13 protein-coding genes are annotated in these 13,170 nt (G+C 71.2%); 3 read left to right on the top strand and 10 right to left on the bottom strand.

Annotated features, from left to right (window positions below):
- Window positions 1–19 precede the first annotated feature (19 nt).
- The 10 genes from ACFFQA_RS35320 to ACFFQA_RS35275 all read right to left on the bottom strand — a co-directional run bounded on the left by ACFFQA_RS35320 (window position 20) and on the right by ACFFQA_RS35275 (window position 9,328).
- Window positions 20–640: a cyclase gene (locus ACFFQA_RS35320; protein WP_377861889.1), complete on the bottom strand. Its 621-nt coding sequence runs from the start codon at window positions 638–640 to the stop codon at window positions 20–22.
- A gap of 252 nt (window positions 641–892) precedes the next feature.
- Entirely contained in the window at window positions 893–1,645 is a 753-nt protein-coding gene (locus ACFFQA_RS35315) for a sirohydrochlorin chelatase (protein WP_377861886.1), read from the bottom strand.
- A 79-nt stretch (window positions 1,646–1,724) separates the two neighbouring features.
- Window positions 1,725–2,612: an ABC transporter permease gene (locus ACFFQA_RS35310; RefSeq protein ID WP_377861884.1), complete on the bottom strand. Its 888-nt coding sequence runs from the start codon at window positions 2,610–2,612 to the stop codon at window positions 1,725–1,727.
- Window positions 2,599–3,372: an ABC transporter ATP-binding protein gene (locus ACFFQA_RS35305; RefSeq protein ID WP_377861881.1), complete on the bottom strand. Its 774-nt coding sequence runs from the start codon at window positions 3,370–3,372 to the stop codon at window positions 2,599–2,601. Before ACFFQA_RS35305 ends, ACFFQA_RS35310 begins: the two co-directional genes overlap by 14 nt.
- An 8-nt stretch (window positions 3,373–3,380) precedes the next feature.
- Window positions 3,381–4,466, bottom strand: a complete 1,086-nt coding sequence (locus tag ACFFQA_RS35300) for an ABC transporter substrate-binding protein (RefSeq protein ID WP_377861878.1) — start codon at window positions 4,464–4,466, stop codon at window positions 3,381–3,383.
- 32 nt (window positions 4,467–4,498) lie between these two features.
- Window positions 4,499–5,818 carry a sulfate adenylyltransferase subunit 1 gene (locus ACFFQA_RS35295; RefSeq protein ID WP_377861876.1) on the bottom strand — a complete coding sequence of 440 codons (1,320 nt, stop codon included), beginning with the start codon at window positions 5,816–5,818 and terminating at the stop codon, window positions 4,499–4,501.
- Between the two features lie 73 nt (window positions 5,819–5,891).
- Window positions 5,892–6,797 carry a sulfate adenylyltransferase subunit CysD gene (cysD, locus tag ACFFQA_RS35290; RefSeq protein ID WP_377861873.1) on the bottom strand — a complete coding sequence of 302 codons (906 nt, stop codon included), beginning with the start codon at window positions 6,795–6,797 and terminating at the stop codon, window positions 5,892–5,894.
- A complete protein-coding gene (locus tag ACFFQA_RS35285; RefSeq protein WP_377861870.1) occupies window positions 6,790–7,488 on the bottom strand; it encodes a phosphoadenylyl-sulfate reductase in 699 nt (232 codons plus the stop codon). Before ACFFQA_RS35285 ends, cysD begins: the two co-directional genes overlap by 8 nt.
- Entirely contained in the window at window positions 7,485–7,646 is a 162-nt protein-coding gene (locus ACFFQA_RS35280) for an Insertion element protein (RefSeq protein WP_377861867.1), read from the bottom strand. The genes ACFFQA_RS35285 and ACFFQA_RS35280 overlap by 4 nt, the downstream gene beginning before the upstream one ends.
- The gene (locus ACFFQA_RS35275) at window positions 7,643–9,328 is read right to left on the bottom strand and encodes a nitrite/sulfite reductase (protein ID WP_377861864.1); all 1,686 of its coding nucleotides are present in this window, start codon (window positions 9,326–9,328) and stop codon (window positions 7,643–7,645) included. The genes ACFFQA_RS35280 and ACFFQA_RS35275 overlap by 4 nt, the downstream gene beginning before the upstream one ends.
- 270 nt (window positions 9,329–9,598) lie before the next feature.
- Between ACFFQA_RS35275 and hemW the strand changes: the two genes are divergently transcribed.
- From hemW to dnaJ, 3 genes are all read left to right on the top strand, one after another.
- Window positions 9,599–10,819: a radical SAM family heme chaperone HemW gene (gene hemW, locus ACFFQA_RS35270; protein ID WP_377861862.1), complete on the top strand. Its 1,221-nt coding sequence runs from the start codon at window positions 9,599–9,601 to the stop codon at window positions 10,817–10,819.
- 89 nt (window positions 10,820–10,908) lie between these two features.
- Entirely contained in the window at window positions 10,909–11,934 is a 1,026-nt protein-coding gene (gene hrcA, locus ACFFQA_RS35265; RefSeq protein WP_377861859.1) for a heat-inducible transcriptional repressor HrcA, read from the top strand.
- A gap of 68 nt (window positions 11,935–12,002) precedes the next feature.
- A complete protein-coding gene (dnaJ, locus tag ACFFQA_RS35260) occupies window positions 12,003–13,169 on the top strand; it encodes a molecular chaperone DnaJ (protein WP_377861856.1) in 1,167 nt (388 codons plus the stop codon).
- The last annotated feature ends 1 nt before the right edge of the window (window position 13,170 follow it).

Genomic DNA, 13,170 nt, shown 5'->3' with positions numbered 1-13,170 from the left:
CGGCGCCCGCACGGGCGGCTCAGCCGATCCTCGTGGTCGTCAGAGCCGGGTTCGGGTTCGGGAAGCAGGCCACCGGCGCGTCGACCGGCAGCGGGCCGAACGCCGCGGTGCCGGTGAAGGTCAGTCCGGGCTTGTCGAAGCTGGTCCCGCCGAGCTTGCTCTCGATGGTCCCGGACGCGCCCGCCTTCAGCTTGACGGTGATGGTGGGCAGCTCGATGGCCGCGCCGCCCTTGAGCGGTCCGGCCAGCGTGACCACCATGGTCCCGCCCTCCTGGACGATGGTCGGCTTGCCGATGCCGGAGCCGCCGGAGAGCGCCACGGAGACGAACGAGGAGTTCGCGGGGACCGGCACGCCCAGCTTGAAGTTCTTGACCTCGCGGACCTGCACGCCGTTGATCTCGGCGGGGATCTTGCTGGCCGGCGGGTCGAAGACCAGCTCGAACTCGGCGCCGGGGGCCACGGTCGCCGGGGCGGTCGCGGTCATCTCCTGGGTGACGCTCGCCGTGATCGGGCCGATCGGGGTCTTCGCCTGGCAGCTGAACGCCACCGTGGAGGGCGCTGCGGCTGACGCCGGGGCGGCCAACGCGAGCACGGGGGCGACGGCCAGTGCCGCGGTGAGGGCGATGCGGGCAGGGGTCATCGACGAAACCTCGCTTTGGGAAAAGTATTCTCCCGGCTTCACTGGCGGGAGGAAAGCGAGCCTCGCACGAGCAATGCGTTCCGGTGATGCGACGAAAGTAGGATGTCGCCTTCAGTGATTTCAATTGTGGGATCAGGAAGCCTGGGTCGCGTGGAATTGCTCACCACGGCACCGCCGGTATAAGGCCGAGAATGGCGGCGGCGATCAGCACGGCCGCGACGAGCACGGCCGTGGGGTCGATCCGCAGGGTCCTCACGCGTACCGCACCGCGTCGGCCGAACGGGCGCCGAGCGCGGCGTCGAACCGGTGCAGCACGAGCTCGGCGACCTCGACGTCGTCCCCGAGCGGTGCGGCCACCACGGCCCGCGGCCCGGCAAGGCCGATGACCCGGTCGGGCAGCCTCCCCGGCGCGAGGAACCACGACGCCACGGCGATCCGCCGCGCCCCGCGAGCCCGCAGCCGCGCGACGGCGGAGGGCACGTCAGGCTGCGCCGAGGCGGCGAACGCCGCTTCGACACCCGCCCACCTCGACCCGCTCTCCCACCGCCGGGCCACCTCCGCGACGGCGGCGTTCGCGGGTGCGTGCGAGGACCCGGCCGCCGCCAGCACCACGCCCAGCTCCGGATCGGCGGGATCGACGCCCGCGGCCAGCAACCGCCGCCACGCCGCCGACTCCAACCGCGGATCGGGGCCGAGCACGTCGGCGATCCGCACGTCCAGCAACGGGTACCGCGCGACGGTCTCGGCCACCGCGCCAGGAACGTCCACCCGCGCGTGGAAAGCACTGCCCAGCAACAAGGGCACCACGACCGCGGACCGATGGCCTTCGCCGTGGACGCCTTGCAGCACCTCGGTCAGCCGAGGCGCGGACAGGTCGAGGAACGCCGCACGCACGTCCAGCCCCGGTCGCAGCCCGCGCACGACCTCCAGCAGCTCCGCCACCGAAGCCGCTGAGCGCGGATCACGACTCCCGTGCGCCACCGCCACCAGCGGAACCCCACTCATCCCGTCCCCCTTCCTGCCATTCGCGGGCTTATGGACTCCTGCGGAGCTCCGGAACGGTCGATAAGCCCGCGAATGGCGGTCATGAGGGGGCTCCGGTGAGGCCGCGGGAGCGGAGGACCTGGCGCTCCAGGGGGCGGAAGAAGAGGAGTTCCACGCCGATGCCCACCGTGAGGATGAGCAGGATCGCGGTGATGACGGTGGACATGTCGGTGAGCAGGCGGCCTTGCTCCAGGAGCTGGCCGAGGCCGATGCCCAGGTCGGGGGAGCGGGCGATGATCTCCGCCGCCATCAGTGAGCGCCAGGAGAAGGCCCAGCCCTGCTTGAGGCCCGCGAGGTAACCGGGGAGCGCGGCGGGGAGCAGCACGTGCCGCGCCGACTGGAGGCGGCCCGCGCCCAGCACCGCGCCCACGCGCAGCAACAGCGGCGGCACCTGGTCGATCCCGGCCACCAGGCCGTTGGCGATCGAGGGCACCGCGCCCAGCAGCACCACCGCGTAGATCATCGAGTCGTTCAGGCCCAGCCACAGCACCGCCGCCGGGACCCACGCCACCGACGGCAGGCTCTGCAGGCCGCTCAGCAGTGGGCCGATCGCGGCGCGCACCACCCTGACGCGCGCCACGACCAGCCCCAGCGGTGTTCCGATCGCCACCGCCACGAGAAAGCCGAGCACAGCGCGGTGGGTCGAGGTCCACAGCGTCTCAGTGATCTGGCCTTCCCGGGCCAACCGGAGCACTTCGCCCGCCACCGCCAGCGGCGACGGCAGCTTCCACTCCGGCCACAGTGCCGAGGCCCACAACGCCTGCCACGCCACGATGATCAGCGCGACGGCCACAACGGGCGGCAGCACCACAGCGGCGAACCGGCGCAGTCCACTCGGTCCCTGGGACGCCGGAGCGGGCACGTCGAGCGCGTCCAGGCCCGCTTCGAGCCGCGCGACGTCCTCCTGCCCGCGGTCAACCTCTGGCATGGCTGGAGATCACCCCTCGCAGTTCCGTTGTGATCTCCCGCGCCAGCTCCTCGCCGCCCTCGCCGACCTGCCACTCGCGGACGACGCGGCCGGGTCGCGAGGACAGCAGCACCACGCGCTGCCCCAGCCGCACGGCCTCGCGCACGTCGTGGGTCACGAACAGCACGGACGTGCCGGTCTGCGCCCAGATCCGGCGCAGCTCGGCCTGGAGCACGTCGCGGGTGATCGCGTCCAGCGCCGCGAACGGCTCGTCCATCAGCAGCAGCGGCGCGGCCGTCTCGGTGTCGTCCAGGGTCGTCGCGAGCGCTCGGGCCAGCGCGACTCGCTGCCGCATGCCGCCGGAGAGCTGGTGCGGGCGCTTGCCGCCGACCTCGCCGAGCCGCACCAGGTCGAGCAGCCGCGCCGCTCTCTCGGTGCGCTCCGCCTTGCCGATCCCGCGCAGCCTCAACGGAAGCTCGACGTTGCGCGCCGCGGTGAGCCACGGCATCAGCGCCGGTTCCTGGAAGACGACGGCCGGTCGTCCACTGTGGACTTCGACGGTGCCGGTCGTCGGCCGGTCCAAACCGGCGACCAGTGACAGCAACGTGGACTTGCCGCAGCCGGAAGCGCCGAGCAGGCAGACGAACTCGCCGGGCTCAACGTCGAGGTCGACGCCGTCCAGCGCCGCGACCGTGCCGAAGGACTTGCCGACTCCGCGCAGTCGCACCACCGTGTCGATCATGCGCCGAGCCTCAGTGACGTGTTCGAGAGTCGCGGTCATGGCCAACCTCACTTCTTGTCGAGCCCGGAAGCGTCCACTGTGGCCACACCGGCGGCTTTCAGCGCTTCGTTCAGCGCGCCGACGTCGGCGAGACCCTTGAGGTCGATCTCCTGCTTGGTCACACCCGCGGTCACGGCGTCCTTGGACAGCTTGGGGAAACGCCCCGCAAGAGGGTCGAACGAGAACTCGATCTGGCTGAAGGCGCGGTCCAGCACCGAGTCCGCGAGCGGCTTGCCCGCGTTCTTCGCCAGCCCGGTGTTGACGACCTTCTTCGCGGCGGCGGTGTCGGAGTTGAGCCACCGCACCGCCGCGACGTGCCCGCGCAGCAACGCCCGCACGGTCTGCGGGTGCTTCTTGGCGAACTCGGTCCGCACGATCAGCACCGTGGTCGGGAACTTGCCATCGGGCCACAGCTGCCGCTCGTCGACGAGCACCCTCGCGCCCGCCTCCAGCACCAGTCGTGAGGCCCAGGGTTCCGGCAGCCACCCGCCGTCCAACTGTCCACTTCGGAACGCGTCGAAGGTCTGCGGGTTGTCGGTGGTCAGCACCTTGACGTCGTTGCCGCCGGTGGTGTCCACCTTCAGGCCCTTCTCCGCCAGCCAGGCGCGCAGCGCGACGTCCTGCGTGCCGCCGAGCTGCGGGGTGGCGATCGTCTTGCCGCGCAACTGCTCAACCGAGGTGATCTCGGGCCTCACCACGAGCTGCGCGCCACCGGAGGCCGCGCCCGCGATCAGCCTGACCGCCTCGCCCTTGGTCTTGGTGAAGGCGTTGATCGTCGGGTTGGGGCCGACGAACGTGGCGTCCAGCGACCCGGACAGCAGCGCCTCGATCGCCGACGGGCCCGCGTTGAACGCCTGGGTGCTGAGCTTGGTCGATCCCAGCTCCTTGGCGATGAACCCCTTGTCCTTGTCGATGCCCACCAGCGCGGCCGCGTGCGTGACGTTCGGGAAGAACCCCAGCCGCAGCTCGGCGGCCGGTCCCGCCTCCGCGACCGGTTTCGTCTCCGCTGGCCCGCCGTCGGCACGGGTGCACGCGCTGAGCGCCAGCGCGGCCGAGATGACTAACGCGGTGCTGCGGAACAGGGCGGTGCGCACGGGGCCTCCTGGTGGCGAGGTGCGGCTGGTGGTCAGGGACCGGGGGAGACGAGGTCGCGCTCGGCGAGCGAGACGGTGGCGCCCTCCCGGAGCGGGAGTGGCGCGCCGACGAGTCCCGCGGCGAGGGTGCCGCCGTCGGCCGGGTCGATCACCAGGAACGAGCCGGTCCGGCGGCTCGCCACGTAGTCGTCGACAGGGAGCTGTTCCGAGGTGCGCAGGACGACGCGGCCGATCTCGTTGAGCGACAAGGACTCCGGGCTCTCCACAATGGACAGCCGCTGCTCGTCGAAGCGCCCGGACAGCTCGGTGACGATGGCCTGCACGGTCCTGGTCCCGTGCTTGACCAGCACCCTGGCACCCGCGCGCAGCGGCTTCTCGGCCAGCCAGCACACGGTGGCGTCCAGCTCGTCGACGAGCTTGGGCTGGTCGTCGGCCGCCGCGATCACGTCGCCGCGCGAGATGTCGATGTCGTCGGCCAGCAGCACGGTGACCGACTGGCCGGCGGTCGCCTCGGAGAGCGGCCCGTCGGCGGTCTCCACCCGCTCGACGCGGCTGCGCCTGCCCGAGGGGAGGACCACGACCTCGTCGCCAGGGACCACGACACCGGCCGCGACCTGCCCGGCGTAGCCCCGGTAGTCGGGGTGCTCGGGGGTGCGCGGGCGGATCACGTACTGCACCGGGAAACGCAGTGGGACGTCACGCGGGTCCGGCGCGACCGGGACGGACTCCAGGTGCTCCAACAGGGTCGGCCCGGTGTACCAGGGCGTCTGTTCGGAGCGCTCGACCACGTTGTCGCCGTGCAGCGCGGACACCGGCACGATCACCAGCGCGTCGGCGGTGTAGCCGAGGCCGGTGGCGTGCTCGGTGAACTCCCGCGCGATCGTGTCGAACACCGTCTTGTCGAAGCCGACCAGGTCGATCTTGTTGACCGCGAGCACGAGGCGGGGCACACCGAGCAGTGCCAGTACCGCCGCGTGTCTGCGGGTCTGCTCCAGCACGCCCTTCCGCGCGTCCACCAGCAGGACCGCGAGCTGCGCGGTGGACGCGCCGGTCACGGTGTTGCGGGTGTACTGCACGTGGCCCGGGGTGTCGGCGAGCACGTAGCTGCGGTTGGGCGTGGCGAAGTAGCGGTAGGCCACGTCGATGGTGATGCCCTGCTCGCGCTCCGCCCGCAGTCCGTCCACGAGCAGCGACAAGTCCGGAGTGGACAGACCCCGGTCGGCGCTGGCGCGGTGCACCGCTTCGAGGGTGTCGGCGAGCACCGACTTCGTGTCGTAGAGCAGGCGTCCGACCAAAGTGGACTTCCCGTCGTCCACACTGCCCGCGGTCGCGAGCCTCAGCAGGTCGCTCACGGCTGCACCTCGCAAGCTCGGTGAGCCGCGAGCGGCGCTGCTGTGGTGGATGGTTCGCTCGTGAACTCGCTCACTAGAAGTAGCCTTCCCGCTTGCGGTCTTCCATGGCGGCCTCGGAGAGCCGGTCGTCGGCACGGGTGGCCCCGCGCTCGGTGAGCCTGCTGGCCGTCACCTCGGCGATCACCTCGTCCACAGTGGACGCATCGGACCGCACGGCCCCGGTGCACGAGCCGTCACCGACGGTGCGGTAGCGCACTGTCATCTCGGTGACCGGCTCGTTCTCCCTCGGCCCGCCCCACGGGCCCGAAGTGAGCCACATGCCGTCTCGCTGGTAGACCTCGCGCCGGTGGGCGAAGTAGATCGACGGCAGCTCGATGTTCTCCCGCTCGATGTAGCGCCACACGTCGAGCTCGGTCCAGTTGGACAGCGGGAACACCCGCACGTGCTCACCGGGGCGGTGACGGCCGTTGTAGAGGCTCCACAGCTCCGGGCGCTGGCGGCGCGGGTCCCACTGGCCGAAGGCGTTGCGCAGGCTGAAGATCCGCTCCTTCGCCCGCGCCCGCTCCTCGTCCCGCCGCCCGCCGCCGAACACCGCGTCGAACTTGCCCTCGGTGATCGAGTCGAGCAGCGGCACCGTCTGCAACGGGTTGCGCGTGCCGTCGGGGCGCTCGGTGAGGCGGCCGTCGTCGATCCAGTCCTGGACCTTGGCCACCACCAGCCGCGCGCCGAGCCGCTCCACGAGGTTGTCGCGGAACTCGATGACCTCGTCGAAGTTGTGCCCGGTGTCCACGTGCAGCAACGGGAACGGGATCGGCGCGGGCCAGAAAGCCTTGTACGCCAAGTGGACCAGCAACGTGGAGTCCTTGCCGCCGGAGAACAGGATCACCGGCCGGTCGAACTCGCCCGCCACCTCGCGGAAGATGTGGATCGCTTCCGCTTCGAGAGCCGCCAGGTTGTCCTGGACGACGGCGTTACCCATGCAAACCACACTCCGTCTTGGCGAGCCCGGCCCAGCGGCCACTGCGCGGATCGGCTCCCGGCAGCGGCTTCGCCGTGCACGGCGCGCAACCGATGGACGGATATCCCTCCTGCACCAAGGGGTTCTCCAGGATTCCGTGTTCGGCGATGTAGTGGTTGAACTCCTCGTCCGTCCACGCCGCGATCGGGTTGACCTTGACGAGCCCGTTGCGCTCGTCCCACTGCACGATCGGTGTGTTCACCCGCGTCGGAGCGTCCACCCGCCGCACACCGGTCACCCACGCGTCGTAGCGCGCCAGTGTCCGTTGCAGCGGAACGACTTTCCGCAGCGCGCAGCACTTGCCGGGATCGCGGGCGAACAGGTCCTCGCCGTACTCCGCGTCCTGTTCGGCGACGCTCTGCTCGGCCTGCGCGTTGACGATGGTCACGTCGTAGACCGTCTCCACCGCGTCGCGCGTGCCGATGGTCTCCGCGAAGTGGTAGCCGGTCTCCAGGAACAACACGTCAACATTCGGCTTCACCTTGGTGGCGAGGTCGATGAGCACGGCGTCCTGCATGTTCGACGCGACGATCCACCGGTCCCCGAAGGTCCGCGCCACCCACGCCAGCGCCTCTCCCGCACTGGCGTCCGCGAACTCCACGGATGCCTTCTCAGCCAGTTCACGCAGCTCCGAGTCGGTGCGCGTGGTCACCTGCTCACCTCCGCAGTGGTGGATGACAACCCGACGTACTTCACGGCGAACACCCGACGGCACCCACCGCACAACCAGGCCCCGTGCGGCTCCGGCTCGGGGCGAAGGTCCTCCTCGCCGCAGTACGGGCAGTAGAAAGCGGACGCCCTCTCGCTCATCGCAGATCGGCCTCCTCGGCGCGAGCCACCCACTGGGCGAACCGCTCGCCCTCCTCGCGCTGCTTGACGAAGTTGCGCACGACGCGCTCCACGTAGTCACCCAGCTCGGCCGAGGTCACCTTGTGGCCCCGCAGCTTCCTGCCGAAACCGGAGTCCAGGCCGAGCCCGCCGCCGAGGTGGACCTGGAAGCCCTCGACCTGCTCGCCGTCGGAGTCGGCGACGATCTGGCCCTTGAGGCCGATGTCGGCGACCTGGATGCGGGCGCAGGAGTTGGGGCAGCCGTTGATGTGGATGCTCACTGGAGTGTCCAGAGTGGACTGGATGTCGGCGAGCCGCTCCTCCAGCTGGTCCACAAGGGACAGTGCGCGGGCCTTGGTCTCCACGATCGCGAGCTTGCAGAACTCGATCCCGGTGCACGCCATGGTGGAGCGCCGCCACGGCGAGGGGTTCGGCCGCAACCCGAGCTTGGTCAGCTCCTCCGACAGCGTCGGCACGTCCTGCTCCGCGACATCGAGCACGACGACCTTCTGGTGCGGGGTGAAGGCGATCCGCCGCGATCCGGCGCGCTCCGCCGCCTTGGCCAGCGACACCAGCGTCGAGCCCGACACGCGCCCGGCCACCGGCGCCGCGCCGACGTAGAACCGGCCGTCCTTCTGCGGGTGCACGCCGACGTGGTCGACCGGCCGGGCCAGCTGCTCCGGCGCGGGACCGTCGAGCATGGGGCGCTTGAGGTACTCGGTCTCCACCACCTCGCGGAACTTCGCAACGCCCCAGTCCTTGACCAGGAACTTGATCCGCGCCCGGTGCCGCAGCCTGCGGTAGCCGTAGTCGCGGAAGACGCTGATCACCGCCTCCCACACGTCCGGGACCTCGTCCAGCGGGACCCACACGCCCAGCCGCTGCGCGATCATCGGGTTGGTCGACAGGCCCCCGCCGACCCACACGTCGAAGCCCGGCCCGTGCTCGGGGTGCTCCACCCCGACGAAGGAGACGTCGTTGACCTCGTGCGCGATGTCCTGCTGCCCGGAGATCGCCGACTTGAACTTGCGCGGCAGGTTCGAGTACGCCGGGTCGCCGATGTAGCGGCGGACGATCTCGGTGATCGCGGGCGTCCCGTCGATGACCTCGTCGGCGGAGATCCCGGCCACCGGGGAGCCCAGCACGACGCGCGGGCTGTCGCCGCACGCCTCGGTGGTGCTCAGGCCGACCGCTTCCAGCTTCTGCCAGATCGTCGGCACGTCCTCGATCCGGATCCAGTGGTACTGGATGTTCTGCCGGTCGGTGATGTCGGCGGTGTCGCGCGCGTAGGTCTGCGAGATCTCCCCCACCACGCGCAGCTGCTCGGTGGTCAGCGCGCCGCCGTCGATGCGCACCCGCAGCATGAAGTACTCGTCGTCGAGCTCCTCCGGCTCCAGCACGGCCGTCCGGCCGCCGTCGATGCCGGGCTTGCGCTGGGTGTACAGGCCGTACCAGCGGAAACGCCCGCGCAGGTCACCCGGGTCGATCGAGTCGAAGCCCCGGTGCGCGTAGATGTTCTCGATGCGGGCGCGGACGTTGAGCGGGTTGTCGTCCTTCTTCGAGCGCTCGTTGGGGTTCAGCGGCTCGCGGTAGCCAAGCGCCCATTGCCCCTCGCCCCGGCGCTGTTGCGGGCGCCGGGATGCCGTGGTGGTAGGGGGGACCATTGGAGTCCGACCTCCGGGGTCTGGAGCGCTGGTGCGCGCAGGCAGAGCCCCGACAAGGCGGGTGGGACCTCAGCCGACGCGACCGGCGCCGACTGGATGAAGACAGAATTCGGCGCGGTCAGATACCGCGCCGACACAGGGAACTGGCCACGCGCAACTGGTCCACGTGGCGCCGAGCCACGAGCGGCAGGCCATCCGAGGTCATGCCTCGACGATGCCACGCGTCCACGGCGTGGTCTACCACCATCCGGATGCTGAGACACTGGTGGTATGCCCTCAGCCCTGCCGACCGGCGATCCGGCCCCGTCAACCGGGGTGCTGCCACCCTCCGCGCTGGAGGGCCTCGGCACCCGTCCGTTCGGCGTGTACGTCCACGTCCCGTTTTGCGCGGCGCGCTGCGGCTACTGCGACTTCAACACCTACACCCCCGGTGAGCTGGGCTCCTCGGCCTCGCCGGAGTCCTGGCTCGCCGGCTTCAAGCGCGAGCTCGACCTGGCCGCACGCGTCCTCGGCTCCGCCCCGCCGGTGGAAACGGTCTTCGTCGGCGGCGGCACGCCCTCGCTGCTCGGCGTCCCCGGCCTCACCGAGGTCCTCGGCGGCATCCGGTCCACCTTCGGACTCGCGCCGGGCGCGGAGGTCACCACGGAGTCCAACCCGGAGTCGACCTCACCGGAGTTCTTCGCGGGCCTGCGCGAGGCGGGCTACACGCGGGTGTCGCTGGGCATGCAGTCCGCGGCGAGCCACGTGCTGAAGATCCTCGACCGCAAGCACACGGCGGGACGAGCGGTCGCTGCCGCCCGCGAAGCGCGCTCGGTGGGGATCGAGCACGTGAACCTCGACCTCATCTACGGCACGCCGGGCGAGACCGACGCCGACCTCAAGTCGTCCCTGGAAGCGGTGCTGTCGGCGGGCGTGGACCACGTCTCGGCCTACGCGCTGATCGTGGAGGAGGGCACAGCCCTGGCCCGCCGCATCTCCCGCGGCGACCTGCCCGCCCCCGACGACGACGTGCTCGCCGACCGCTACGAGATGATCGACGACGTGCTCGGCGGGGCGGGCATGCGGTGGTACGAGGTGTCCAACTGGGCGCTGCCCGGCCAGGACGCGGAGTGCCGCCACAACCTCGGCTACTGGCTCGGCGGCGACTGGTGGGGCTTCGGCCCCGGCGCCCACAGCCACGTCGGCGGGGTCCGCTGGTGGAACGTCAAGCACCCGGCGCGCTACGCGGGCGTCCTCGCCGAGGGCGACTCCCCGGCGGCGGGCCGGGAGACCCTCACCCCGGCGGAGTCCCACGAGGAGCGGGTGCTGCTGGAGATCCGCCTCGCCAAGGGCCTGCCGGTGTCCGCGCTGCCCGCCACGGCGGTCGCCGAAGCGCGGCGAGCGGTCACCGACGGCCTCCTGGACGCGACCGCCTACGCGGGGGACCGTTGCGTGCTGACCCGCCGGGGCCGCCTGCTCGCCGACGCCCTGGTCCACCGCCTCCTGGCCTGACCACCGGGATCTCGTGGGTGTCTGAAACGGTCGGTGCGACCGCATAGACTTGACGTTCATACGGCGGAGTGGCGTGTCGGAGGTGACGTGTGGTGAACGCAGACGAACGACGCCTGCAGGTTCTTCGCGCCATCGTCGCGGACTACGTCTCCACACACGAGCCCGTCGGTTCCAAGGCCATCGTCGACCGGCACAACCTCGGCGTCTCCAGCGCCACCGTCCGCAACGACATGGCCGCGCTGGAGGAGGAGGGCTACATCGCCCAGCCGCACACCAGCGCGGGGCGGGTGCCCACCGACAAGGGCTACCGGCTGTTCGTCGACCGGCTGCACGAGGTCAAGCCGCTGTCCTCGGCGGAGCGGCGTGCCATCCAGCACTTCCTGGACGGCACGCTGGACCTCGACGAGGTCATGCGGCGCAGCGTGCGGCTGCTCGCGCAGCTCACCAGGCAGGTCGCCGTCGTGCAGTACCCGACGCTGACCCGCTCCACCGTGCGGCACGTCGAGGTCGTCTCGATCACCCCAGCCCGGCTGATGCTGGTGCTGATCACCGACACCGGCCGGGTGGACCAGCGCGTCGTCGAGCTCGGCGACGTGATCACCGAGGACGCCACCTCGCGGGTGCGCACCGTGCTGAACTCCACGCTCGTCGGCAGGCGGCTCACCGAGGCCTCCGCCCTGGTCGCCGAGCTTCCGGAGGAGGCGCCGCCGGACCTGCGGGACACCATGCTGCGGGTCTGCACGGTGCTGATCGAGTCGCTGGTGGAACACCCCGAGGAACGGCTGGTGCTCGGTGGCACCGCCAACCTCACCCGCAACGTCACCGACTTCCCGGGCTCCCTGCGCAAGGTGATGGAGGCACTGGAGGAGCAGGTCGTCGTGCTCAAGCTGCTCGCGGCCTCGCGCGACCCGTCCACGGTGACCGTGCGGATCGGCGAGGAGAACGAGGCCGAGGAGATGCGCAGCACCTCGGTGGTCTCCATCGGCTACGGCTCGCCGGGGATGATCCTCGGCGGGATGGGCGTCGTCGGGCCGACGAGGATGGACTACGCGGGAACCATGGCGTCGGTGCGAGCCGTTGCCGCATACGTGGGAGAGATCCTGGCTGGTCGTTGACCCGCCGGACAAGGAATGAATGAACTGGCCGTGACGCGCGCACGCGTGCCACGGCGGGAGGATTCGCAGTGGCCAGGGACTACTACGGCACGCTCGGAGTCAGCCGGGACGCAACACCCGAGCAGCTCAAGCGCGCCTACCGCAAGCTCGCCCGCGAGCTGCACCCCGACGTCAACCCTGACCCGGAGGCCCAGCAGCGCTTCCGCGAGGTCAGCGCCGTCTACGAGGTGCTATCCGACCCGGAGAAGCGCAAGCTCGTCGACCTCGGCGCGGACCCGCTCGACCCCTCCGCCGGGATGCGCGGTGGCGGTGGCGGCGGCATGGGCGGCGACCCCTTCGGCGGCTTCGGCCTCGGCGACATCATGGACGCCTTCTTCGGCGGGGGCGCCGGTGGCGGCGGGCGCGGCCCGCGCAGCCGCGTCCAGCCCGGCTCGGACGCGCTGATCCGCGCCGAGCTGACCCTTGAGGAGTGCAACAGCGGCGTCACCCGCGAGATCAGCGTGGAGACCGCGGTGCTGTGCACCACCTGCTCCGGTTCCGGCTGCGCCAACGACTCCCGCCCGGTCACCTGCGACACCTGCTCCGGGCGCGGCGAGGTCCAGTCCGTGCAGCGCTCGTTCCTCGGCCAGGTCGTCACCGCCCGCCCGTGCCCGACCTGCCGCGGCTTCGGCGAGGTCATCCCCGACCCGTGCCAGCAGTGCGGCGGCGACGGCAGGGTCCGCGCCCGCCGCACCATCACCGCGAAGATCCCGCCGGGCGTCGCCGACGGCATGCGGGTGCGGCTGGCCAGCCAGGGCGAGGTCGGCCCCGGCGGCGGCCCCGCAGGCGACCTCTACGTCGAGGTCGAGGAGCTGCAGCACGAGGTCTTCACCCGCGACGGCCACAACCTGCACTGCACCATCCGGGTGCCGGTGACTTCGGCCGCGCTGGGCACGACGATCCCGCTGGAGACCTTGGACGGCGAGGAGGAGCTGAACCTGGAACCGGGGACGCAGCCCAACACCGAGCTGGTGCTCAGCGGGCGCGGCATGCCCCGGCTGCGCTCGTCCGGGCGCGTGGACGGCCGGGGCAGCCTGCACGTGCACGTCGAGGTCGTCGTCCCGACCAAGCTCGACAGCAAGCAGGCCGACCTGCTGCGCCAGCTCGCCGCGCTGCGCGGGGAGGACCAGCCGGAGCTGGCCACCAACGGGCGCGGCCACGGCGGCGGTCTGTTCTCCCGGCTCCGGCGGCGTTGAA

The organism is Allokutzneria oryzae (assembly GCF_042429765.1).
GTDB classification, from domain to species: domain Bacteria; phylum Actinomycetota; class Actinomycetes; order Mycobacteriales; family Pseudonocardiaceae; genus Allokutzneria; species Allokutzneria oryzae.
The sequence above is the reverse complement of the archived record's forward strand: the minus strand, read 5'-3'. Positions and strand labels throughout refer to the sequence as shown.

Excerpts from the sequence above, each read along its gene's own strand:
- ACFFQA_RS35310 (WP_377861884.1), bottom strand. The coding sequence starts at position 2,612 with ATGCCAGAGGTTGACCGCGGGCAGGAGGACGTCGCGCGGCTCGAAGCG.
- ACFFQA_RS35320 (WP_377861889.1), bottom strand. The coding sequence starts at position 640 with ATGACCCCTGCCCGCATCGCCCTCACCGCGGCACTGGCCGTCGCCCCC.
- cysD (WP_377861873.1), bottom strand. The coding sequence starts at position 6,797 with ATGGGTAACGCCGTCGTCCAGGACAACCTGGCGGCTCTCGAAGCGGAA.
- ACFFQA_RS35315 (WP_377861886.1), bottom strand. The coding sequence starts at position 1,645 with ATGAGTGGGGTTCCGCTGGTGGCGGTGGCGCACGGGAGTCGTGATCCG.
- ACFFQA_RS35280 (WP_377861867.1), bottom strand. The coding sequence starts at position 7,646 with ATGAGCGAGAGGGCGTCCGCTTTCTACTGCCCGTACTGCGGCGAGGAG.
- ACFFQA_RS35305 (WP_377861881.1), bottom strand. The coding sequence starts at position 3,372 with ATGACCGCGACTCTCGAACACGTCACTGAGGCTCGGCGCATGATCGAC.
- hemW (WP_377861862.1), top strand. The coding sequence starts at position 9,599 with ATGCCCTCAGCCCTGCCGACCGGCGATCCGGCCCCGTCAACCGGGGTG.
- ACFFQA_RS35275 (WP_377861864.1), bottom strand. The coding sequence starts at position 9,328 with ATGGTCCCCCCTACCACCACGGCATCCCGGCGCCCGCAACAGCGCCGG.